Source organism: Enterococcus sp. AZ035 (assembly GCF_050548325.1).
Classification (GTDB): Bacteria; Bacillota; Bacilli; order Lactobacillales; family Enterococcaceae; genus Enterococcus; species Enterococcus faecalis.
On sequence record NZ_CP172958.1, the window covers coordinates 2479433 to 2503347 of the forward strand.

The 23915-nt window shown below is 38.9% G+C and carries 22 protein-coding genes and 1 other annotated feature; of the genes, 5 read left to right on the forward strand and 17 right to left on the reverse strand.

Translation table 11 applies throughout. The annotated features are described in order from the left end of the window. Positions 1-321: 321 nt before the first annotated feature. The 4 genes from mreD to rpsO all read right to left on the reverse strand — a co-directional run bounded on the left by mreD (position 322) and on the right by rpsO (position 4440). The gene (mreD, locus tag IGL32_RS11915; RefSeq protein WP_002381106.1) at positions 322-831 is read right to left on the reverse strand and encodes a rod shape-determining protein MreD; all 510 of its coding nucleotides are present in this window, start codon (positions 829-831) and stop codon (positions 322-324) included. Then, complete coding sequence (gene mreC / locus IGL32_RS11920) at positions 828-1688, reverse strand: rod shape-determining protein MreC (protein ID WP_002383273.1); 861 nt, start codon at positions 1686-1688, stop codon at positions 828-830. The genes mreD and mreC overlap by 4 nt, the downstream gene beginning before the upstream one ends. Positions 1689-1869: 181 nt before the next feature. Then, positions 1870-3984 carry a polyribonucleotide nucleotidyltransferase gene (pnp, locus tag IGL32_RS11925; protein ID WP_002367402.1) on the reverse strand — a complete coding sequence of 705 codons (2115 nt, stop codon included), beginning with the start codon at positions 3982-3984 and terminating at the stop codon, positions 1870-1872. Between the two features lie 186 nt (positions 3985-4170). Continuing rightward, on the reverse strand, positions 4171-4440 hold the full coding sequence (gene rpsO / locus IGL32_RS11930; protein ID WP_002354983.1) for a 30S ribosomal protein S15: 270 nt from the start codon (positions 4438-4440) through the stop codon (positions 4171-4173). 279 nt (positions 4441-4719) lie between these two features. Here rpsO and def point away from each other — a divergent pair, with 279 nt between their 5' ends. Next, positions 4720-5283: a peptide deformylase gene (gene def, locus IGL32_RS11935; protein WP_002354981.1), complete on the forward strand. Its 564-nt coding sequence runs from the start codon at positions 4720-4722 to the stop codon at positions 5281-5283. Positions 5284-5329: 46 nt separating this feature from the next. Here def and IGL32_RS11940 read toward each other — a convergent pair whose 3' ends face one another. The 3 genes from IGL32_RS11940 to IGL32_RS11950 form a co-directional block, all read right to left on the reverse strand. Continuing rightward, positions 5330-6106, reverse strand: coding sequence for a Cof-type HAD-IIB family hydrolase (locus tag IGL32_RS11940; RefSeq protein ID WP_002383269.1), 777 nt, complete (start codon positions 6104-6106; stop codon positions 5330-5332). Positions 6107-6115: 9 nt separating this feature from the next. Beyond that, on the reverse strand, positions 6116-6769 hold the full coding sequence (locus IGL32_RS11945) for a DNA alkylation repair protein (protein WP_002354978.1): 654 nt from the start codon (positions 6767-6769) through the stop codon (positions 6116-6118). A 72-nt stretch (positions 6770-6841) separates the two neighbouring features. Further along, positions 6842-7645, reverse strand: a complete 804-nt coding sequence (locus IGL32_RS11950; protein ID WP_002365340.1) for a formate/nitrite transporter family protein — start codon at positions 7643-7645, stop codon at positions 6842-6844. Between the two features lie 324 nt (positions 7646-7969). On the opposite strand from IGL32_RS11950, the gene rpsD reads away from it, so the two are divergent. The 3 genes from rpsD (at position 7970) to lepB (ending at position 9887) form a co-directional block, all read left to right on the forward strand. Further along, positions 7970-8581 (forward strand): 30S ribosomal protein S4, encoded by a 612-nt coding sequence (gene rpsD, locus IGL32_RS11955; RefSeq protein WP_002365342.1) that lies wholly within the window; start codon positions 7970-7972, stop codon positions 8579-8581. A gap of 159 nt (positions 8582-8740) precedes the next feature. After that, positions 8741-9289 (forward strand): biotin transporter BioY, encoded by a 549-nt coding sequence (locus IGL32_RS11960; RefSeq protein WP_002354975.1) that lies wholly within the window; start codon positions 8741-8743, stop codon positions 9287-9289. A gap of 61 nt (positions 9290-9350) precedes the next feature. Next, positions 9351-9887: a signal peptidase I gene (gene lepB, locus IGL32_RS11965; protein WP_104659293.1), complete on the forward strand. Its 537-nt coding sequence runs from the start codon at positions 9351-9353 to the stop codon at positions 9885-9887. Between the two features lie 68 nt (positions 9888-9955). Here lepB and IGL32_RS11970 read toward each other — a convergent pair whose 3' ends face one another. The 10 genes from IGL32_RS11970 to IGL32_RS12015 all read right to left on the reverse strand — a co-directional run bounded on the left by IGL32_RS11970 (position 9956) and on the right by IGL32_RS12015 (position 23232). Next, positions 9956-14257 carry a WxL domain-containing protein gene (locus IGL32_RS11970; protein ID WP_197080447.1) on the reverse strand — a complete coding sequence of 1434 codons (4302 nt, stop codon included), beginning with the start codon at positions 14255-14257 and terminating at the stop codon, positions 9956-9958. Next, on the reverse strand, positions 14244-14606 hold the full coding sequence (locus IGL32_RS11975) for an LPXTG cell wall anchor domain-containing protein (RefSeq protein WP_085443609.1): 363 nt from the start codon (positions 14604-14606) through the stop codon (positions 14244-14246). Before IGL32_RS11975 ends, IGL32_RS11970 begins: the two co-directional genes overlap by 14 nt. 355 nt (positions 14607-14961) lie before the next feature. After that, the gene (locus IGL32_RS11980; RefSeq protein WP_153853908.1) at positions 14962-15573 is read right to left on the reverse strand and encodes a YktB family protein; all 612 of its coding nucleotides are present in this window, start codon (positions 15571-15573) and stop codon (positions 14962-14964) included. 34 nt (positions 15574-15607) lie between these two features. Continuing rightward, positions 15608-16165 carry a GNAT family N-acetyltransferase gene (locus IGL32_RS11985; RefSeq protein WP_153853909.1) on the reverse strand — a complete coding sequence of 186 codons (558 nt, stop codon included), beginning with the start codon at positions 16163-16165 and terminating at the stop codon, positions 15608-15610. An 85-nt stretch (positions 16166-16250) separates the two neighbouring features. Then, positions 16251-17471 carry a peptidase T gene (pepT, locus tag IGL32_RS11990; protein ID WP_010816819.1) on the reverse strand — a complete coding sequence of 407 codons (1221 nt, stop codon included), beginning with the start codon at positions 17469-17471 and terminating at the stop codon, positions 16251-16253. A gap of 21 nt (positions 17472-17492) precedes the next feature. Then, positions 17493-19136: a peptide ABC transporter substrate-binding protein gene (locus IGL32_RS11995; RefSeq protein WP_156210189.1), complete on the reverse strand. Its 1644-nt coding sequence runs from the start codon at positions 19134-19136 to the stop codon at positions 17493-17495. Between the two features lie 49 nt (positions 19137-19185). Further along, positions 19186-19431, reverse strand: a binding site (T-box leader). A 147-nt stretch (positions 19432-19578) separates the two neighbouring features. Then, positions 19579-20532, reverse strand: coding sequence for a siderophore ABC transporter substrate-binding protein (locus IGL32_RS12000; RefSeq protein WP_016614260.1), 954 nt, complete (start codon positions 20530-20532; stop codon positions 19579-19581). Positions 20533-20570: 38 nt separating this feature from the next. Continuing rightward, the gene (locus tag IGL32_RS12005; RefSeq protein ID WP_002354962.1) at positions 20571-21326 is read right to left on the reverse strand and encodes an ABC transporter ATP-binding protein; all 756 of its coding nucleotides are present in this window, start codon (positions 21324-21326) and stop codon (positions 20571-20573) included. Beyond that, on the reverse strand, positions 21323-22288 hold the full coding sequence (locus IGL32_RS12010; protein WP_156210188.1) for an iron chelate uptake ABC transporter family permease subunit: 966 nt from the start codon (positions 22286-22288) through the stop codon (positions 21323-21325). Before IGL32_RS12010 ends, IGL32_RS12005 begins: the two co-directional genes overlap by 4 nt. Continuing rightward, positions 22285-23232 (reverse strand): ABC transporter permease, encoded by a 948-nt coding sequence (locus tag IGL32_RS12015; protein ID WP_002354960.1) that lies wholly within the window; start codon positions 23230-23232, stop codon positions 22285-22287. Before IGL32_RS12015 ends, IGL32_RS12010 begins: the two co-directional genes overlap by 4 nt. A gap of 184 nt (positions 23233-23416) precedes the next feature. Here IGL32_RS12015 and IGL32_RS12020 point away from each other — a divergent pair, with 184 nt between their 5' ends. After that, positions 23417-23869 carry a YueI family protein gene (locus tag IGL32_RS12020; protein ID WP_002378959.1) on the forward strand — a complete coding sequence of 151 codons (453 nt, stop codon included), beginning with the start codon at positions 23417-23419 and terminating at the stop codon, positions 23867-23869. Positions 23870-23915: the final 46 nt, after the last annotated feature.

The window sequence follows — 23915 nt, forward strand, 5'->3', positions numbered from 1 at the left end:
TAATACACTTTTCTTCAATCTGTTGTCCTCCGAAAATCCTTTTTTGTTAAGCTTTTTTATTATTTATTAAAATTTGAATAAATTTCTCTTTTTCAACGATAGAGCAATTGTAGCATAGCTGTATGTCACTGAGATAATATGGATGTTACAGTAATATTTCAATTTTCTTCTTGTAAATGACAAAAAAAGCTTCACTTTTTTCACAACTTTCTTCAAGGCTCCAGGGTAATCTTCTCATTGTTTTGTTATTTAAAGAAAATAAAAAAAGCGAAAAACGCTAACAAATGAGCATTTTTCGCACACGAACAAAATTTTCAATTTTTATTTTACGGAAAACAGTTTTTTCAGCGGATAAGATAAAATAACATACCAAACCATGTTCAATAGCAATGTAGGGCCCAACACACGCGTAATAAATAAAATCGGGCTGACATCCGCTAAATGAAAGGCCACTTGAATCAGTACCGCAATCAGTTCATACAACGTGGTAAAAATAACGATCCCAAAAAAACCAGTTAGTAAATTTGTTTGAATTACTTCTTTAAATGTATACATCAACATAACCGAAATCGTCAGTGCGACTGTATAAATCCCGATAATGCCAATGTAGTAGCTATCGCAAATAAAGCCTAAAATTAACGAAGTAATTAATAAATAACGTTTAGAAAAATTAGGAACGACGAACATAAACGCAAGTAACAGCAGATGAGAACTGGCGAAGTAAACATTACTTGTCCACGTTTCAAAAGACTTTGTTAAATGAGCATCAATTAACATTAAGAAAAACAAGAGAATAGGTGTGATGTATTTTAAATACTCTTTCCGAATCATTCGCTTTCCCCTGCCGATCTTTTCACGACCGTCACAACGGAGATACCATAGACATCCGCATAAGGTTTCACATAGACTTCACGATCTAAACCAAAACTATCTGGTTTCACTTTAATAACTGTTCCTACCGCTAAATCGGCTGGTGAATTACCCCCTAAGCCAGAAGTCTGAACGACATCGCCTTCTTTCAGAGTGGCATCGCCAGTTAATTGTGACACAATTAATGCATTTGTCTTATTGTCGTAATTTTTAAGTAAACCAAACGATTCGCCATTTGCGGAAGTTACTCGCACAGGGAAATGGTTCGAGTTAACATTTTTAGACGTTAGTAGTTCCACTTTTGCAGTCGTTGCATTGACTTCAATAACACGCCCCACTAACCCTTTTTGCGCCATGACCGCCATGCCCGCTTCAATGCCGTCATTGGTTCCTTTATCGATAATTAATAAGTCTTGCCAAGTATCCGGCGAACGCGTAATGACATTCGCAGTTACTTTTTCATAGTTAGCTAACGTTTCGTTCAGATTCAATTCTTGTTTTAAACTATCAATTTCGCGTTTATAGTTATTGTTTTGGACAGCTAATTCATTATAGCTATCAATTTTTTCTTTTAGACGTTCATTTTCTTTAAACGTGTTAATTAAATTGCCCATTGAAGACAAGCCGTTTTCCACCACACGAGCTGGAAAAGAAATCACACGATCCACCATACTAACGCTATTGTTGACGCCACCTTGAACGACATTGGTTTTGCCTTTTTCAGAACGTTGCGCAGCAGTTAAACTAATAATGGTTACTAAAATAATGACTAAAATTAAGGTAATGATTATATTTTTATTTGGATTAAATTTTTTCACAAAGACACCCCAGATATTCTTCAGACTGATAGTATTAATTTTACCACTAATTGACTATAAACAAAAGAGTTGGCGATCGTCTTTAGCTTTTTTTATCATTTCTTTTTTAGGGCTTATTTTCAACGAAAAAACCAACGAAAAGAAAGGAAACTTCCTTGGTTTTCGTTGGTTTAAAAAGAAATTATTTTTCTTTGTTTTCTTCGTTTAATAATGCTTTTCTTGACACGTTGACACGGCCTTGTTTGTCAATTTCAGTTACTTTGACAAGGACTTCGTCGCCTAATTTCACGACATCTTCAACGTTGTTCACACGTTCGTTTGCTAATTGAGAAATATGAATCAAGCCATCTTTGCCTTTAATTAGGTTAACAAACGCACCAAATTTTTCAATGCGGACAACTTTTGCTAAGTAAACTTGACCGACTTCAACTTCTTTGGTTAATTCTTCAATAATCTTGATGGCTTTTTTAATCATTTCAGCATCTGATGAAGCAATACTTACGTTACCGTCTTGATCGATATCAATCTTAACACCAGTTTCATCAATGATGCTGTTGATTGTTTCGCCACCTTTACCAATGACATCTTTAATTTTCGCTGGTTTAATTTGAATCATTTCAATTTTCGGTGCATATTGACTTAATTCTTCACGAGGAGCAGCAATCGTTGTTGTTAATTCTTCTAGAATTTCCATCCGTGCTTTCTTCGCTTGGTCTAATGCTTCCGTTAAAATTTGTTCTGTAATTCCTTGGATTTTGATGTCCATTTGTAAAGCAGTGATTCCGTCTTTCGTTCCTGCTACTTTAAAGTCCATATCGCCAAGGTGGTCTTCTAAACCTTGAATATCTGTTAAGATTGTATAGTTTTCGCCATCACTAACAAGACCCATTGCAATACCTGCAACTGGCGCTTTAATTGGCACACCCGCATCCATTAATGCTAATGTTCCCGCGCAAATACTTGCTTGTGAAGAAGAACCATTTGATTCTAACACTTCTGCTACTAAGCGGATTGTGTAAGGGAAGTCTTCTTCTGATGGAATAATTTGTGCTAAGGCACGTTCACCTAACGCACCGTGACCGATTTCACGACGACCTGGTGAGCCCGCGCGTCCTGTTGAACCAACAGAGAATTGCGGGAAGTTATAATGATGGATGAAACGTTTGCTATCTTGGACACCCAATCCATCGATAATTTGATGTTCCCCTAAAGGCGCTAATGTACAAACGGATAAAGCTTGTGTTTGACCCCGAGTAAATAAGCCAGAACCATGCACACGTGGTAAAATACTTACTTCTGATGATAAATGACGAATTTCGTCTAATTTACGGCCATCCGGGCGAATCTTATCAATCGTGATTAACTCACGTACGACATCTTTTTCAAGATCTTCCGCAATTTGTTTCACTTCTTTTAGTAATTGCGCTTCTTCTTCGTGTTCCGCAAATTTTTCAGCGTAAACTTCTTTGACTGTATCTTTTACTTTGTCAATTTCAACTTCACGTGCTAATTTTTCTTCCGTCATTACGGCTGTTTTCATTGTATTGTAGTACGCATCAAAAATTTCTTTTTTAAGATCAGCGTCCACTTGTAATAAGTCCACGTCCATTTTTGGTTTACCTACAGCGGCAACGATTTCTTCTTGGAACGCCACTAGTTCTTTAATGGCATCAAAACCGAAAAGTAAGGCACCTAACATATCTTCTTCTGATACTTCTTTAGCACCACTTTCAACCATGTTGATGGCTTCTTTTGTTCCAGCAACAGTTAATTCAATATCTGTTTGTTCCGCTTGTTCTACCGTTGGGTTTAAAACATATTCGCCATTAATACGACCAACGTCAACACCAGCAATTGGTCCATCAAACGGAATATCTGAAATTGCTAACGCTAAGGAAGACCCAAACATTGCAGCCATTTCTGGTGTACAATCTTGATCCACACTCATAACGATGTTTGTGATTTGGACTTCGTTACGGAAGCCTTCTGAGAACATTGGACGAATAGGACGGTCGATTAAACGAGCGGTTAATGTCGCACGTTCACTTGGACGACCTTCACGTTTAATGAAGCCACCAGGAATTTTTCCTACCGCATACATTTTTTCTTCATAGTTTACAGTTAATGGGAAAAAGTCTACATCTTTTGCTTCTTTAGAGGCAACAGCAGCACTTAAAACGACCGTATCGCCGTAACGTACTAAGACAGCTCCATTGGCTTGTTTGGCTAATTGGCCGATTTCTACTTCTAGTGGGCGGCCGCCCCAAGTTGTTTTAAAGACTTGTTTTTCTGTCATAATTCTTCTCCTTTACTCTTGCTCTTTGGAAAAGTCAGACGGCTACTAAACAAATGAAAAAGTAACAAGTCGTTGTTGCTCTTTCATTTGGTTAGTAGTTCCTAAAAACTTTCCAAAGAGGACCTTCAATAGTGACAATAAGATAAAAAGCGAGATTCTGATTGAACCTCGCTTTATACGTAATGATTAACGACGTAATCCTAAACGTTGGATCAATTCGCGGTAACGTTGGATGTCAGTTTTACGTAAGTAAGCTAACAAGTTACGACGGTGACCGATTTTTTTCATTAAACCACGGTAAGAATGGTGATCTTTTTTGTGTGTACGCGCATGTTCGTTCAATTGGTTAATGTCTTCAGTTAAGACAGCAATTTGTACTTCTGGAGAACCAGTATCTCCTTCATGACGTGCGTATTCTTTAATGATTTCGTTTTTTCTTTCTTGTGAAATTGCCATTTGTTCCACCTCTTTCTCTATTATTCGTCTGATCACTGAGTGAAGCGTTGGTGACTCGCTAAACCAAGTGATAGATGGTGTGTTTCCACACAAGCTTACTTTACAGGAAACACCGCTAAAATGCAAGCTTAATCTCTATTATTCGATAGTTTTTTTAAACAATCTAGCCCCTTTTTTGGTGATTTTGTGATACACTAAATGGTGGTAAACAACTGATTATTTCAGCGCATGAATAAATAAAAGAAGAATTTTTTTATGTTTCAAAGGAGGAACCATTGAATGATTACAATGAAAGATATTATTCGTGAAGGGAATCCCACACTTCGTGCTGTGGCAGAAGAAGTGCCTGTCCCTATCACTGAGGAAGACCGACAATTAGGTGAGGACATGTTGACTTTCTTAAAAAATAGTCAAGATCCAGTCAAAGCCGAAGAATTACAATTACGTGGTGGCGTTGGTTTAGCTGCACCACAATTAGATATTTCTAAACGAATTATTGCTGTCCATGTTCCTAGTAACGACCCAGAAAACGAAACGCCTTCATTAAGTACGGTGATGTACAACCCTAAAATTTTGAGCCATTCTGTGCAAGATGTATGTTTAGGTGAAGGGGAAGGCTGTTTATCTGTCGATCGGGATGTGCCTGGGTATGTCGTTCGTCATAACAAAATTACCGTCAGTTATTTTGACATGGCTGGCGAAAAACACAAAGTTCGTTTAAAAAACTACGAAGCGATTGTGGTTCAACATGAAATTGATCATATTAATGGCATCATGTTCTACGATCATATTAACAAAGAAAATCCATTTGCTTTAAAAGAGGGCGTTTTAGTCATCGAATAAAGAAAAAAACTGCGCCGTTTGTCTGAAAACAAACGGCGCAGTTTTTTTAAATGGCCTTCATTTCTTTTAAGGCTTTCCAAATGCCATCATTATCATTGGTATCTGTGACCATTGTGGCCACTTCTTGAATGGAAGGACTCGCGTTGCCCATTGCGACGCCAATCCCTGCATGGCTTAGCATTTCTCGGTCATTTTCGCCGTCCCCAAAGGCAATGATATTTTTTGCATCAATGCCCACACGTTTGGCTAAATACGTTAACGTAGCTGATTTTGAGCCATCTTTAGGCACAACATCTACGCTATGTTGATGCCAGCGAATAAAGCGAAATTCTGGGTATTCTTCTTCAAACGTACACTGATCTTCTGCGTCATAAAAAGCCAGCGCTTGGTAAATATCATTTTGACGATAAAAGTGTTCATCATAAGCAGGTGAATGAAAATGAAAAGAGTTCATCGCAATTTCCATTTTTTCAGCACGGTGTTGGTTGCTCTTCTTAATATCATCTAAGCCCACACAAGCAAATCCTAAGCCGCGTTGATCACTATCTTGTGCCAAACGTTCCAACGCTTCAGCATGCAATAAATTTTGATAATATTGCTCATGATCCACAAAAGCCGCAGCGCCATTACATAATACGTAATTGGTAAAATCTAAATCCCAAATCACCTCTTGCGCCATATAACGACTTCTGCCAGTTGCCAGCGTAACTAAGTGTCCTTGCTCCCGCAATTTTGCTAGCGCTTCTCTCGTGCTATCCAATGCTTTCTTCTCCGAATTTAACAACGTCCCATCAATATCAAATGCAAAAAGTTTTCTTTCCATCATTTCTCCTTATTCGCTCGCTTTCGCTAAATATTTACTGCCTTCTCGTTGTGCTAAAGGACTCAACACTAATTCTTTCATCAATTCCTCGACCCATTGCGGATTCGTTTTACTATATTGGCGTAATGACCAGCCAATCGCTTTTTGAATGAAGAACTCCTCTGTAGTTCTATCATAAATAATCGCCTTTTTCAACAGGTCCTGATTGGTCTTTTCTTTCAACATCAACTGTAAATTCAGCGCAACACGCCGATTCCAGAAATTTTCAGCGCCATAAAAAAGGGCAAAAATCGTTGGCAATTCAGTCAGATGCAACGCCACCCACGACCCAAAAAATTTTCGCCAAGCATCCACACTATCCCACCACGCTTTTTGTGGAACATAGGCTTTAAACGCTACGACCTCTTCTAATGAAAATCTCCGAACATTTTGAAGAGCTAAATCAATAGCGACATACTGATATTCTCGTTCTGTTTTTTGATAGTAAGCCTCAATCTCTTGGCATAATTTTTCCTTTGGCCACGTATGACTTTCTTTTAAAAGTTGTTTACTTAACGCTTGACGTTCTGGGGCGGGGATGCCTGCAAAAACAAATTGGTGTTTCATATAAGCAGACATTTTTGCTGCTGTTTCTGGGTTCTTCTGAAATTGAAGTGTGTCCATTCCTTCGCTCCTTATAATAAAAAAAACTATACTAAAACAGTGTACCATGTTTTAGTATAGTTGGTTGATCAATTAATCAAAATACGTTAAGTTTTTGTTGTCTTTATCTAACCAGGCATAGCCGAGACCCATAATTAAGCCACCACCGATAAAGTTACCGATAAAGGCCCAGAACAGATTATGAACAACATTACCAGCTGTGAAAGCTTCAATTGCGCCGTTCGAAGCAAAGTAAGCTAAACTGAAGGCTGGGAAGTTGGCAATCACGTGTTCAAAACCAAGGAACGCAAAGATAAAGATAATGAAAATAATGGCCGCGACTTTGCCGGCGTCATCTTTCATTCGCATACTCACTAATACGGCTGTATTAACCACAATATTGGCGAACATAGCTTCAACTAAAATTTGCAGGGTGGTTTTTTCTAATTTTCCAGCAATCGACGTAAAGAAGAAACTATCTTTTGGTAAATCTTGGAACGGCACCGTAAGTGATACCAAGAAACCAAATAAGACACCACCAATTAAATTGAATAAGATACAGGTAAATAAAATTTTTGCAGCTAAGGAAAAGTTGACTTTTTTACGATAGACGCCAACAGTCATGTACAACATATTCGAGGTACCAAGTTCGGCATTCATATATAAAATCATCACAAGTGACCAACTGAACATGAAGGCGTAAAGCATTTTCCCTAAACCATGAGAAATTCCTTCTCCTTTAATTGCGATTGCAAAAGCAACGGCTGTTCCCAACGTTAAAAATAGACAAGCAAGCATTGCACGAACAGCGTAGCGGGAAAAGCTGTTTGAGAATAAATTCACTTTCTTGTCGATGGATTTATCAATTTGTTCAAACAATGGTGAACCAGACTTCATTGTAAACTCCCTTTCATTCCGTTTTCAACTTATATTTTCAAAACATCTCTCCTTATTCTAATGAGGAAAAGTGTTTTTGTCTACCTTTTTTTCAGATTTCACTTTAAAACCTTGACGTTTCCTATCCTATTAAGTATACTAGATTTTGTGTAAAATAATTGCAGCAGAAGAATAATAACTCGTCAACAGTTCATTGCCAAACTTGGTTCAACTGCGTAACCGCGGCTGCAAAGGCGAAGGTTGAAGAATGAACTGAACGAATATGAATTTTTCATCTAATTATTTTACTCCAAAAAAAACATTTATTTATTGGAGGAATTTTTAATGTCTCGTTATACTGGACCATCATGGAAAGTATCTCGTCGTCTAGGTATCTCTTTATCAGGTACTGGTAAAGAACTAGCTCGTCGCCCTTACAAACCAGGACAACACGGACCTAACAGCCGTGGTAAAGTTTCTGAATACGGAATGCAATTAACTGAAAAACAAAAATTACGTCATATGTATGGCATGAACGAACGTCAATTCCGTACGTTGTTCATTAAAGCAAGCAAAATCAAAGAAGGTAAACACGGTGTTAACTTCATGGTTTTACTAGAACAACGCTTAGATAACGTTGTTTACCGTTTAGGTCTTGCAACTACTCGTCGTCAAGCACGTCAATTAGTTAACCATGGCCACATCACTGTAGACGGCAAACGTGTTGATATTCCATCATACCACGTTGAAGTTGGTCAAGTGATCGGTGTTCGTGAAAAATCTCAAAACATCTCAACAATTAAAGAAGCGGTTGAAGCAACTGTTGGACGTCCAGCATTCGTAAGCTTTGACACTGAAAAATTAGAAGGTAGCTTCACTCGTTTACCAGAACGTGATGAACTTTACCCAGAAATCGACGAAGCACTTGTCGTTGAATACTACAACCAAAAACTTTAAGATTTCAAAAGGTCGAACTACGGTTCTTACCTTCTTTCAAAACCTTGCCTTTCTTGGGCAAGGTTTTTTTCTTTGCCCTCTTTACAAAATTGTTTACTTCCGCTAAACTATTGTTAACCAAATAAAACAATTGGTTAACAATAGAAAGTGAGGCTTCTTATGAATAAAGCATCGTTACGCTCTTTAATTTTAGCAGCAGAATTCGCTGTAATTATTGCTGTACTTTCACAATTTACAATTCCATTGGGGATTGTCCCACTAACCGGACAAACATTTGCCATCGGCTTAACCGCTACCGTTTTGGGCAAGCGAACGGGGACCTACGCTATTTTAATTTACTTCTTATTAGGATTAATTGGTTTACCCGTTTACGCTGGGATGTCTAGTGGGTTCGGTGTACTCTTTGGACCAACTGGCGGCTATTTAATCGGATTTATCTTTAACGGCTTATTAACTGGTTATATTTTAGAAAAAACAACCTTTAACTATACTTGGGCCATTATCGCAAATATTGCCGGTGCCTTAGTTACCTTAGTTTTCGGCATGATTTGGTTGAAATATTCCGCAAATCTGCCGTGGCCAAACGCTTTCGCTGGCGGGTTTGCTCCGTTTATTATTCCTGGTATCATCAAGGCTGTCGCAGCTGCTTATGTTGGTATTTTAATTCGCCAACGCTTTATGAAACGTTTTTTAGCACACCTTTCTTAAGGGGAAAACTTTTTTCTTTTCCTTGTCTGTAGTACACTAAAAGGACAAAGGAGTGAAGTCCATGTCCTCATTATTAAAACGATTGGTTCAGTTGGCTTTGTTAGTCGTCGCTGTCTTGCTGATTCGACACTATGTGTTCTCCCCTGCTGCGGTGAACGGCTCTTCAATGGAACCAACACTTCATAACAACGACCGTTTATGGGTGACCTCGATTAAAAAGCCTCAGCGCTTTGATATTATCGCTTTCCCTAGTCCTCGCAACGGCCAACGAGTAGCCAAACGTTTAATTGGTTTACCTGGCGAAACAGTCGAGTATCGCGATGATACCCTTTATATTAATGGTGTATCACTCAGTGAAGATTACTTAGCAAGTGCTAAACGAAATGTCTCTAAAAATGAAAATTATACCCAAGATTTTACCTTAGAGACCTTAGAAGCCACCCAATCCCTGACCGTTCCAGAAGGCATGTATTTTGTCTTGGGGGATAATCGCCCGCGCTCAGATGACAGTCGTTACTTTGGCTTTGTTAAACAAGCGAGCGTGGAAGGTGTTTTGACTTTTCGTTATTATCCGTTAGATAAAATTGGCTTTCCATAAAAATAATAAACCGCCCTCAAAAAGTTAGACTTTTTGAGGGCGGTTTAGCTTTTATTCACGTATTCTTGTTAAGGTCCAGTCACAAGATTCCACGTAACCGCGGCCTTGTATTGTTGCCCTTTAACACCTTGATTGGCTGGCACTTCAAGTTTGACATTATTGAAGGTGAAATCCAACTGATAAACATTACTACCCGTGAATTGCTGGTTGGCAATAATATCCGTCGCTGTGTTATTAGCTGTTAAGCTAATGGCACTTGTGGTACCGACCGCATTTTTCAACTCGGTTGGTTGATTGTAATTGGTGAAGCTAGAGACAGGCGCCGCCCCTAATAATAAGCGGGTCGCTGTAGGCAAGCTGTCTGTCGCTGATTTTGGTTGCGACAGTTGCGCCGTTAGGCTCCAATTCGGTTGCGTTTTCTTGATTCGGACATACGGATTCCGTGTACCGTTACCGTAGTAATCCGCGGCTTTTTTCAAGTTGTGTTGTTGCTTACTTCCTGCAACGCCCACTTGGCCGAAGTCGAAGGTTGGCACACTGATGAAGCCTTCGGTCGTTGGCGTGACTACTTCTTGATCATTTGGACGAATTCTCACGAAGTTGTCCACTGTACTATCTTTAATACCACCAAATACTACAACTTCTGCTTTCAAAACAGTGTTTGGTTTCCCTGTTGCGCGAGTTGTGAAAGCAATTGAAACTTTTTTGCCGATAGGAACGGCATTTGGTAAAGAAACCCCCTCTGTCCAAAGTGTACTATTTACTGGGATTGATTTTGTCGTTTCTCCTTCTGGTGTCACTTCCATAAAGGTCGGGATCGTCAGACCAGCTGACCAATTGGGCCCTTTTTTCAAGTTAAGATTCTGTAAGGGTGCTTTGCTAGTATTCGTGATCGTTGTTGTCCAGATTACATTGGTATTCGTATCGATCACTTCTTTTGGTCGAGTTAATGTGACACTAGCCGTTGGTATTTCTTCCTTATACATGGCGGTCATATCATCATTGCCATCAAAAGTCGCATTAAACGTTGGTGTTGTGGTTTTGTTCAACGTACTTGGCTTGGTTTTCCCTTTGTACCACCCTTGGAAAGTATAGGTCTTGCCACCTGCAGTATAAGTCGTTGGTAAAGCTTGTGCCGCTGTGTACTTGAAGGTGTTACTATTCATTGGTACTTGGTTACCTTGGGTGAAGCCTGTTGGTGCGGTAATTTTGGCACCGTTGACATCTACGAAGTTTTCGGTGACTTGTTTCCGTGTGACTTTGTAATTCATGGTTTGTTTGAAGTCTTGTGTCCCATCAAAACCAGCCAAAACGATCTTATTCTCTGGATTTCCTGTCGCACGAGCTATAAATAATAATCTTGGAATAGTGTTTATTGAGCTACCAACACCAAATGTTGATTTTATTGAAAATTTATTATCTACTCCTTTTTTAAAGGATTTATCTAACTCATTTAATTGACTAGGAGCACTATTGTTAAACACTGGGTCAGTCCCGACAAAGCCCACTGGATACACAGAAACAGGTAATGTGGTATTCATTGTTTCAATTTTGTCCACATATTTTAGTTCCGTTGTAATATTCCAGTCGTTGATTGCATAACTACGAATATCATAAATATCGCTAGGAACTTCATCAAAGTTTGCTGGAATATTAACTCTTGATTGGGTCGTAATAGTATAGACATTGGCTTCATTCGTATTTTTAATACTTACCAGTGGATTCATGGCGCCCGTTGTCACATATGTCTGGTCTACCGCTTTTCTTAGTGTCTGTGTGTAGTTTCCAGAAAACGTTAACGGTTCATTGAAAGCTTGTCCTTTTTCATCGACAAATTCTGCATGGAAACCTGGGTAAACCCACGTATCTTTGGGAATTAGTTCCTCATACACCACATTCAAGTCATCATTATCATCATACGTTACTGCATAGCTTGGCGCTTTCGTAGTTGTCAAGGCACTTGGTTTGGTTTTGCCTTTGTACCAGCCTTTGAACTTGTAAGTTTTTGTGCCGACTTTGTAGGTGTCAGGTAAGGTGTCAGCTTGTTTGAACGTATAATCATCACTTGTGATCACCGTTTGTTTTCCTTGGGTGAAACCTGTGGGCGGTGTGATTTTGGCACCGCTTGTGGCTACGAAGTTTTCGGTAACACGGCGGTTTTCTAAATAATAATAAACAGTTTTATCTGGGGTAGCTAAATTGTAAGTCGCTCCTACGTTACCAGAGTAAACACCCATTGCATAAAGTGTCTCAGTCGTATCCCAGTTCCAATAATATTGTTTGGTGTTATATGATGTATTACTGGTTTTACCTAATTCATATGCATTTGTACCAGGACTTGAACTAACAACCGTACTTGGATTTACAATATCTTTTCTGACCTCATTCGCAAGTGGATATTTCGTTTTATCCCCTGTATAAGTTGCCGTTGGTGAGATTGAAATGGTGCGATAGTATTTCGGAATTTCATGTGTAACACTTCGTGTACCATATGTGGTACCTTCCACAGACTCTGGTAAGGTATAGACTTTTTGTGGAATCGTTAATTTTTTAAGATTCGTTGTCGTTACATTGGTTCCTGTAATCGTTGAAAAAGGTGTTGTTGTACCACTTTTCGTTGTTTCAGACATCGTTGCTTTCAATGTGAAATTAGCAGGATTGATTAAATTACCTTTTTCGTCTACATAGCCAAAAGTAATTTCTTTGCTAGGTAATGTATAGGTTTTGGTGACTACTTCCTCATACACCACATTCAAGTCATCATTCCCATCATACGTCACCGCATAGCTTGGTGCTTTGGTAGTTGTCAAGGTACTTGGCTTTGTTTTACCTTTGTACCAACCTTTGAACTTGTAGGTTTTACCACCTGTTGTGTAGGTGTCTGGTAAGGTGCCTGCTTGTTTGAAAGTGTACGCTTCACTATTTATAACTGTTTTCTTACCCTGAGTGAATCCCGGGGGTGGTGCGATTTTTTGTCCACTACTATTAACAAAATTCTCATAAAGTTTTTTGTAATAAATATAGTAGGTAATCGTTGCACTATTATTTCCTGCATTAAATTGTCCTGTTGTTCCCACAAGATTGTCACTAAACATAATATTAGTACTTACTCCGCTATGAGGATTAAGATTAGTTATGCGCCACGTCTTACCAGTCGCTTTAGTAAAGTTATATGCTGAAATATCATAGTTGCTTCTCGTATAAGTTGTTGATGTATATGCTCTGGAAGTCATCACACCTGTTCGGCTATCTGGAAATGTTGTTTTAGGCGGCGTTAACACAATTTTATCAATTCTATTGGTGGTAGCTGTAGCAAAATTAATCGCAATGTCGTTACTAAAGAAAAGCCACGAACCCCCATTACTAGTGCCTACAGTTTTTAGTCCTGTATTAAAACTATAAAGTCCATTGCCAGCGTTTGTCATAGTTAAAGGATATCTTAACAGTGTTCCTTCAACTTTAGAGTTGGTTGATTTAAATAGTACTGGATTCATGGAAAGGCTCATTTGTTCCTTACTAGACTGTCCATCCTCATCGTAAAATTTTAAACTCCCTTTTAAACCTAAGTTACCAGCAAATTTATCCACATATGTCATTTCATTTCGTCTATTGACTGCACCAAAACCATTAAATCGAATCATGGAATCGATATATTTTTTTTCATTGTGTATACCAGAAGTAATTCTTGTCTGAAAATACAACGTTTTGATATACCCAGTATTTCCAGAAGTTCTCCCGTGTAGACGATTAATAAATGCAGTGACCGTCCTAGTGGACTCTGTCCAAACAAAATATTCGCCACCACTATTGGCATTATGAGAGCCTTCCCCTAGAACTACATTTTGTTCCTCGGGGCCAACTTTAATAATAACTGAAGTGGGTCTAGTCATTCCTGCTGCCAATTTTGATTCAATTCGAATCGGACCAACAATATCTGAATTTGTGTCATCTGTTGTAATATTTTCAAATTTCAACCGATAATCAACTACATCATTGAGACGAACCGTAGTTTTATTCGTTGCCCCTGTAGCTGCCCAGACAAATGCCCTAGGCATAATTTTCGCTTGAACACTGGATGGTTCAAGTATATTTTCTTCTTGAACGATTTCCGTTTTTTCTTTTTGTTCCGCTTCTTTCGTTTCTTCTTCCTGACTCGTGTCAGTCGTTACTTGACTATTTTCCGTACTGGCTTTCGTTGTTTCTTCCTTCACGCTACTTGCTTGCGTCTCTTCCTTGGCACTACTTTCGGCGGTTGGACTACTTTCAATCGTCACGGTTTCCGCAACTGCCGTCACACCAGAAAAGGCGTTAATTACTAAAGAACTACACAAGCCAATGGTTGCTAATCGTTGCCACTTAGTTTGCTTCATGTCGTCCCTTCTTTCTATGTACGATTCCCGCCAAGCCAATTAAGACTAAGCCGAGAATGCTCAAATTTGCCTGACTCTTGCTCCCTGTACGAGGGAGCGTTGAGCCAGTTGTGGTGGTCTGTGTCGAACCACCACTTCGTTGATCTCCTTGCAGAGGACCAGCTGGTTCCTTGGGATCAGCAGCTGGCGCATCTGTTTTCGGTGGGGGATCTTTAGGAGCGGGTGTTCTCGGATTTTGGTAAAATTCAATCCCCACCGAACTAGAACCACCATCAGACGCTTCAACATTTATAAAAAAACTAGGAGAAGATAGTAGACACACAATCATTAAATAACGCTTTTTTTTCATTGAAAAACCTCCTTTTGAATTTAAGTATCTCTCACAACCTTTTATATACCACTATGATAGCAAAGAAAAGGCTCTTCAAAACAACAGTTTTTTCCAGTTGATACCCCTTATTTCAACAAGTTCCTTATATATCGTGTCTTTTAAGCTACGTTATTTAAAGGAAACAAGGGAAAACAGTAAAGACTATCCCCTTTTTCAAAAAAATCATCTTTAATTTCTTAAATTTCCATTACCTAAACTAAAGAAAAGCTCACAATGTTAGTAGTTAAAACTAACATTGTGAGCTTTTCTCATTTTTGACGATTGGATAATTCGATAAAATAACACTAAAACACAAAATAACTGTCTGTTTCTCTTATTGGGCAACAGCCAATTGGTACAATGGCAGGAGTTGTTGGTAGGTTGCCAACATATAAGCTCGTGCTTTTTCAGGGCTTTGCCATAAAGCACTATCTTTGGGAATGATGCGCCCGATTTCAAATTCCCCTTTCTTTACATCTCTAAAACGAGTTAAGGCTTTTTCTAAATCCGTGTCTGGCAGCGGAGTAATTTGAGGAACCGTGTGATCCAAAGAAACATACGTATCTTCTGGTAATACTTGGAATAATTGCTGATTCTCTAAAAAGGCTTGCGCAATCTGCTTTTCATTTTTAGGATTATCAATAAATGACAACCACATAAACACATAGTCGCCCCAAATGCCTAATTGAAAATGCGGCTGCATTTTATAGCCGCGCTTATTCGGACTGAGTGCGGACCAAGTATTTTCTGGTGGATACACGGTGCGACGGCGATGTTGCGCAATATGGACAAACAACTCCGTTCCTAGTTCAGGCGCTAGTTGTTCGGCAAAATACGTGTCTAATTCTTGAAAAATCGGTTGAATTTGCGCACGGATAACCGCCATTCGTTCATCTAATCCAGCAACTTCAAAGGCTGCGAATTCTTTTTCTGTAAACATCAACATTTCTCTAATTCCTCTCTCAACTCGTCTTACACTTCTATTTTTGTCGATTTTGCCATGTTTCCAGCGTCATCCCACGATAAACATCTGTGACAATTTTCCCTTTACTAATTCGGGCATTGGGCAGTGTTCCTTCGTAGGTAAAACCAATTTTCTCCATGACACGACCAGAAGCTGGATTGTCTTGATCATGTAAAGCAAAGATTCTCATGAGTTTCATTTTTGCAAAACCCAGTTCAACTAACGCCGTCGCGGCTTCAGGCATGTAGCCTTTGCCCCAAAAGGCACGGTTCAAGACATAGCCTAATTCTCCAATATTATTGGTTTCATTGACCCGCAAATCAATCGTGCCAATCATTTTGCCTGTTTTTTTCACTTCAATCCCATATTTTCCTAATGGTTCCCCCATAAAATATTTCGCAATACTGGCTCTTGTTTCTTCTTTGGTTTCATTTTTAGGAAACACAAAACGCGTCGTTTCTTCATCTGAAGCATATTCAAATAAATCATCTGTATCTGCTAATGTCACTGGTCGTAAATGCAATCGTTCCGTTTCCAATTGTTGGTTTTCTGCAAAAATCAATGGATAATTCATGAGCAAAACTCCCTACTTTTCTAAATACTTTACCGAAAAACAGCGAAACACGCAAGGAAAATCGGCATTTCCCTCGCGTGTTTCTTTAATTGGCGTTTAAGCGAATGATGGCAATGATCGTTTGAACAGCTTTGGCCATTGATTCAACGGTAATAAATTCATATTGCCCGTGAAAATTCTCGCCACCTGTAAATAGATTAGGCGTGGGAATGCCCATGAAAGAAATCTTAGAACCATCTGTCCCGCCACGAAATGGCGTGATGATTGGTTCAATGTCACAACTTTCCATTGCTTGGACGGCCAATTCTACAGGCGTCCAATCTTTTTCGATGATTTCCTTCATATTATAGTATTGGTCTTGGAAAGTAATTGTTAGTCTGGGTTTATCCGCCAGCGCATTTAAACGTTGGACTTGTTTTTCCAAAAATTGCTTTCTCGCTTGAAAGTTTTCTTGATCATGATCCCGAATGATATAGACAAGTTCTGCTTTTTCAATACTTCCTGTAAATTTATTGAGTAAATAAAATCCTTCATTTCCACGTGTTTGTTCTGGTACTTCCTTTTGCGGCAGTGATTGATCAAGTTGTTCGCCTAATTTAATGGCATTTACTAACGAACCATAGGCCGTTCCCGGATGGACACTGGTTCCCTCAATTGTTATCACAGCTTGAGCAGCGTTAAACGTTTCATACTCGAAATGCCCCACGCGGCCACTGTCGATTGTATACGCAAAAGCGACTGGGAAGTTCGGCGCATCAAATTGATCGGCCCCGCGTCCAATCTCTTCATCTGGACCGAAAGCGAGCCAAACATCCCCCCGCGCTACTTCTGGATGTGCCAAAAAATACTCAACAGCAGCTAAAATCTCGACAATTCCCGCTTTGTCATCTGCTCCTAAAAGTGTGGTTCCGTCTGTAGTAATCAACGTTTCCCCTTGATACTCTTTTAAATTGGGAAATTCAGCAACCGATAAAACGATGCCTTGTTCTTGATTCAAGAGGACATCTTGGCCATCATAATTAGTGATGACTTGTGGACGGATGTTTTCTGCTGAAAAATCCGCCGTATCCAGATGTGCAATCAAGCCGATGCTCTTCGCTGCAGGTTGGTTACCAGGCAACCTTGCCGTTAAAAAACCGTTTTGTTCGTTATAATGCACATCGGCCAAACCTAATTCATGCAGTTCTGTTTCAATCATTCTTGCTAAAACCACTTGCCCGACCGTCGTCGGTGTGGTTTGACTGTTGGCATCTGAACGGGTGTTAACTTTCACGTAAGTTAAAAATCGTTCGACTAATTTTTCCATTTTTTACTCCTTCTTCCTGAATCATTCTGTTAAATAAGCATTGCGCAAGTGGAAATAATCCCCATACAAGTGATAACTAATGCCTTTCAATTTAGGATTGATTAGATAATTTGAGGCACTTTGATACAGCGGTACTTGGGCAGCATCTTGGTTCAACAAGATGTCTTCCGCTTCTTTGTATTCTGCAAACTGTTTCTCTGGATTATTGGCATTAATCGTTCGTGCATCTTCTACCAGTTGGTCGTATTTGGCATTATGATAATTGCCATAATTGTAACTTGATTCTCCCGCATATAAGTTAAAGTAAGAGTCTAATTCACTACTGCCGGCAATCCATCCTGAAAGAGACAACTCATAATTTTTTTCACGTCGCGATTGGTTCACATTATTACTTGGTTGCGATGAAATGGTAATTTCTAAACCTGGCAGATTTTCTTGTAACTGACTTTGAACATATTCCGCAATTCGTTTTCCTTGATCTGTATCTGCCGCTAGCAAGGAAAGTTTCACTTTTTTACCGACATCCGCTTGGGCTTTCGTCCATTCAGCTTGGGCTTTTTTGATGTCATTTTTCAAATATTCGCCACTGTAAGCTCGGAAATCTTCATCTGTTTCTGGGTTCGCATAAAGTTTACTTGGAATCAATCCGTTGAGGGGTTTTGACCCATCGTTTAAGACACTTTGTGTTAAGGCTTCTTTATCAATTGCTTGGCCAATCGCTTTTCGTAAATGAACATTCGCTAATGGCGTTCCTTCTTTTTTGTTGAAATCTAAGAAGTAGTTGGCCACATCTGGATGACTGACATAGCCTGGATCCTCTTGATATTGTTGAACATATTGTCCGTTAATGCGAACTAAGTCTAGTTCATTCGCTTGATATAAGTTAATCCCAGTATTATCTTCTTTGATTGTACTAACCGCAACTTCTGCCAGTTTCACTTGATCCGCATCATAGTATTCTGGATTTTTTTTCAATGTCCAAGTATCTGAAGTCGCATCCCAATTGGCTAGCGTAAATGGCCCGCTATAAAGTAAATGTTCACTATCCAAGGCGTAATCTTTGCCTTGCGCTTCGACAAATTTTTGATTTTGTGGCGCTAACCAAGCAATCGAAACGACTGCTAAGAAGGAAGGTTGGGCCTGTTTTAATTCAACAATGAATTCTTTGTCATTAGGGGCTGAAATCCCTAATTCATCGACTGACTTTTCACCGTTGCGTATTTCAAAACTATTTTTAACACTATCTAGTAAATAGGCATTCGGTCCAATCGTCGCTGGTGTCACCAGTTTTTTCCAAGAATAAACAAAATCTTGGGCCGTGATTGGCTCGCCGTTACTCCACTTAATCCCTTCCCGCAAGGTAAAGTGGTACTTGCGCCCATCGTCACTAATCTTGACATCTTTAGCTAGAGCTGGCACCGTGGCACTATCATCATCAAACCGATACAGGCCTTCAAATAAATGTTGCGCCATTGTAAAGGTATTTTTATCTGTTGTTTGTGTTGTATCCAATGTTGAGATTGATGCAGGTGAACTAATACTGATTTTTTGTTCAGCTGCTAAATTTCCCGAATCTACTTTCTCTGCCGCTTCTTTGGTTCCGCCACATGCGGCTAAAAGAAACCCTGTTGCAATCAAACCTACTACTTTTTTCCCCAATTTCATGTTGTTGCCCCCTCATATTTTTTAAACAAATAAAAAAAGCATTCGTCCTAAAAAGGACGAATGCTTATGCAATCGCGGTACCACCTTTGTTGATCTCTTCGCTAAAAAAGATCCGCTCGTTTCCAGTACAATCATACTGTAGCGCTATAACAGGCGCACCTGAATTGGTTTAAGCAAACGGCTTCAACCAACCTGTTCAAAGGCCATTTTCCCCTTTAACGTCACTACCTCTTCTCACCAAACGAGGCTCTCTGCAAGCTATTTTAAAAAGTACTTTCCTTCTCATCACATTTTGTTCTTTTATTTGTTTCATCAATCATACTGATTTACGGATAGTTTAGCAAACATTTTCGAGGCCGTCAACTACATTTTTAATTTAAAACTTTTTTGTTTTTCATCAAAAAAAGAAAAGAGGTTTCAATCCCTCTTTTCTAAAACAATTTTACTCTAATCCTTTTTTAACGTCTTCTATCATCAAATGCATTGATTCTAATCCACCACCGCTTAGATACCAAACATCTGGTTGAAGCATAATGACTTTATCATTTTTACCAGCATCGGTTTTTTGAATCAATTCGTTTGCAGCGACGTTATCTTTTGAATCGTCGCCACCAATTGCTTTGGTGCGATCTACCACAAAGAGAATCCCAGGATTTTTTTCTAAAACATATTCGTAAGAAACACTTTGCCCATGAGTGGAAGCTTCAATCTTATCGTCTGCTGCTTTGAAGCCAAATGTATCATGAATTAAACCGAAACGAGAGCCTTTTCCGTAAGCGGAAAGTTGTCCTTCGTTAACTAACACAACAAGCGCATTATTCGCGCTAGCTTCTGCTTGTTTTTTCACGTCAGCAATTTCTTTTTCTAAGCCGGTTATTTTTTCTTTGGCTACCTCTTCTTTATCAAAAATAGTGCCTAACGTTTCGATATTTTGTTTCGTTGATGCCCAAGGATTTTTGGCATCTACAGCTAAGTAAATGGTTGGCGCAATGGCTTTTAATTGTTCTTGATAATCTTGTTGACGACCAGAAATAATAATTAAGTCTGGTTTTAGTTGATTGATTTTTTCTAAATCTGGTTCTTTAATACCGCCTGCTGATTCAACTTTTTGGTATTTTTCCAAATACGCAGGGATATTTTTGGTTGGCGCACCTACCACGCGGTCACCAACACCTAGTGCATCCATTGTATCCAAGGAACCATTATCAAAAACAACGACTTTCTTAGGATTTTTGGGAACGGTTAATTGACCATTGGTGTCTTTGACTGTGACTTCCGTTTTAGCTGCTGTTTCTGTTGTTGCAGAATCTGCTGTTTTTTTATTTGTTTGACAAGCACTTAACATTAACAGTCCCATCATTGAAACTGCCATCATTGCTAAAAATTTCTTTTTCATTCTTTTCCTCCAAAAACGTTATTTTTAAATTGCCCGATTTAGTGATAAAGACAAAAGCGTTTTCCTTCAATTTCACAAATCCGGATATTCATTTCATAAAGATCATTTAAAATACTTGTTTGAATAACTTCCTCTGTTGCGCCATGCGCATAGAGCTTTCCGCCTTTCATGGCGACAATTTCATCTGCATAGCTTGCGGCAAAATTAATATCATGTAGAACAATCAGAATCGTTTTTCCTAGTTCATCCACTAAGCGTTTAAGAATCTGCATCATTTGAACCGCATAATTCATGTCGAGGTTATTTAAGGGCTCATCCAATAAAATATAATCGGTATCTTGGGCTAAAATCATGGCAATATACGCCCGTTGTAATTGGCCTCCAGAAAGGGTATCAATGTATTCTTCTGCCATTTCAGTTAAGCCCAATTGTTCCAACGCTTCTGTTACTTTTTCATGATCAGCGCTTTTTAAGCGACCTTTGGAATAAGGAAAACGACCAAAATTGACCAGTTCTCGCACAGTTAATTTAAGTTGTACACCGTTGGCTTGTTTTAAAAGGGCAATTTTTTGTGAAAAAGCTGATTGCTTCCAGGTTTTTACTTCTTGCTTGTCCAGATAAATTTCCCCGGTATCTTTGGGAATTAAACGACTCATCATGGCTAGCAGCGTGCTTTTCCCAGCGCCATTTGGTCCAATAAAGGCCGTTAATTTGCCTTCAGAAATAGGTAAATCAATGTCTGAAACGACAAATTTATCGCCATATTTTTTTGATACATCACTCATCTGGATCATGTGCGTTGCTTCCTTTCTGCAATAATTTTCCATATAAAATAAACGCCCCCAACAAATTGAATCACCACACTGAGCGGGGTATTCAAATGAAAGACCTGTTCAACCATCAATTGACCAAACACCAGTAAAAAGACTGCTATTAAACTCCCTGCCACAAACAGTTCTCGGTGGCGATAGGTTTTCATGAATTGATAACTCATATTGGCCACGATAAAACCTAAAAATGTAATCGGTCCCACTAATGCTGTTGATAAGCCGACCAGACTACTGATCAAACACAACAACACTAATTGAAACTGATTCACAGCAATCCCCAAATTCTGGGCTTGATGGTTCCCTAAATGTAAAACGTCTAAACGGTAACTTTCCCGCCAAAGTATCCCACAAATCATGAGTACCGCCACACCAACGAAAACGAGATACTGACTATTGACGTTACCGAAACTGGCAAACAACTTTCCTTGGAGTAAGTCGTATTCGTTAGGATCCATAATCACTTGTAAAAACGTACTAATACTACTGAAAAAAGTACCTAAAATCATGCCAATCATCAATAATAAAAATAAATTGGATTGATTTTTGCGTAATAGAAAATACGATAAACTAGTACTTAAAAACACCATTAAAAAGACGTTCATCAAAAACGAGCCAAGACTTACTTGACCTAACGCTTGTGCGCCTCCTAAAAGAAAAAATAACACCGTCTGCACAAAGACATACAAGGAATCCATCCCTAAAATGTTTGGCGTTAGGAAATGATTTTGCGTGACTGTTTGAAAACTAATAGTTGAAAAAGCCGCAGCGATTCCAACAAAAATAAAAGCCAATAACTTTTTGCCTCGTAACGCCAAAGCAAAGGACCAATTGCCATACGTGTTATAAGTTAAATAACAAAGGCTCACAATTACTACGGCAGCTAAAAGCAAAAGTAATGAAAGCCATTTTTTTAAAGGCCGTTTCATTGTTTGCGCCCCCTTAGTAATAATAAAATGAACAAAATGCTCCCTAATGTTCCGACAACCACGCTGACAGGAATTTCATAGGGGGCAATCAATACTCGTGCTAAAATATCACAGATTAACAAGAACAAACTCCCGCAAATCCCAGTTAACCACAAGGTATTTTTCATATGATCGCCATAACGTAAAGACACGAGATTGGGAATCACAACCCCTAAAAACGGAATATTCCCCACCATCAATAAAACGATGGCACTTGCTAAAGCAACCAGCGTCAAACCTAAAAACTGAATTCGCTGGTAATGGACGCCAAGACTATTTGCAAATGCTTCACCCATACCAACGACAGTGAAATGATAAGCAAATAAATAAATAACAAACCACAAAGGAATCATTAAGAATAACCATTCATAATTCCCTTTCATAACTGTGGAAAAATTTCCTTGTAACCAAGCAGACATATTTTGAACCAATTGGTATTGATAGGCAAAAAATGTGGCAATTGAGCCTAGAATGTTACCAAACATCACGCCCACCAAAGGGACCATCACTTGATTCTTACTTGGTAATAATCGAATGAGCGCTAAGAATAATAAGGTCCCGCTTAGCGCAAAAATAAAAGCAATTGCCGTTCGATAGAGAAACGGAGCTGTTGGGAAAAATAACATTGCGACTAAAATACCCAACCTTGCACTATCGGTTGTTCCAGCGACACTAGGAGCGACAAATTTATTTTGTGTGAGTTGCTGCATAATCAATCCAGAAATACTCATCGTACTACCAGCAATGATTAAACTCAACGTGCGGGGAACACGGGTGGTAAATAAAACAAATTGTTGCTGCGCATCTAATTGAAACAACTGAGAAAGTGCAATGTCCTTCACCCCTATCACTAATGACAATAAACTGAAAAGTAATAGTAGAACAAACAAACCAATCTTTTTCATGAGAAAACTCCGTTTTTATTTAATTGAGAATGATTCTCATTCTTAATTACAGTGTATGAGAAAACCATCACAAATGCAACCACTTTTTTTCCTTTATTAAAAACTTCTTCTCAAGCCGACTGACCAACGACTTATCTAAGATATGCTATAATGGAGGGAAACGTTAGGAAAGGAGTGTTACTGAATGGCGAATGATGACTTACAACAACGTCTGGATAAAGGAATGTACGGTACGCCCCTCGTTAATCCTGAAGAACAACACAAATACATGGGCACATTTCGTGAACGCTGCCGTCTCTCCATGACCGTCGCTGAAATGAAAGATGCACAGAACCAAAAACATTTATTAGAAGAATTAGCGAAGCATCCTGAAGTTACAGTACTTTTAAATGGCGAAATCTCTTCTGACCTGCAAAGTACCTATATTAAATTATTAAATCAGCATGGCGCAAACTTTAAGATTGTTAACAATTTTGTGGAGAACAACCCTGACTCTCTCGGCTTACTGTTAGCTGAAAAACATGCAGTCGATGAACCTGTGATTGACGTTACAGAAAAATATCCTCAAGCAACAGAAACGCCAAAAGAAGAGCCAACAGCTAAAAAAAGCTTTTGGCAAAAACTATTTCACTCATAAAAAGCTCAAGGAAAGTTATGAGCGCTTCCATTTTAAATAGAATTAT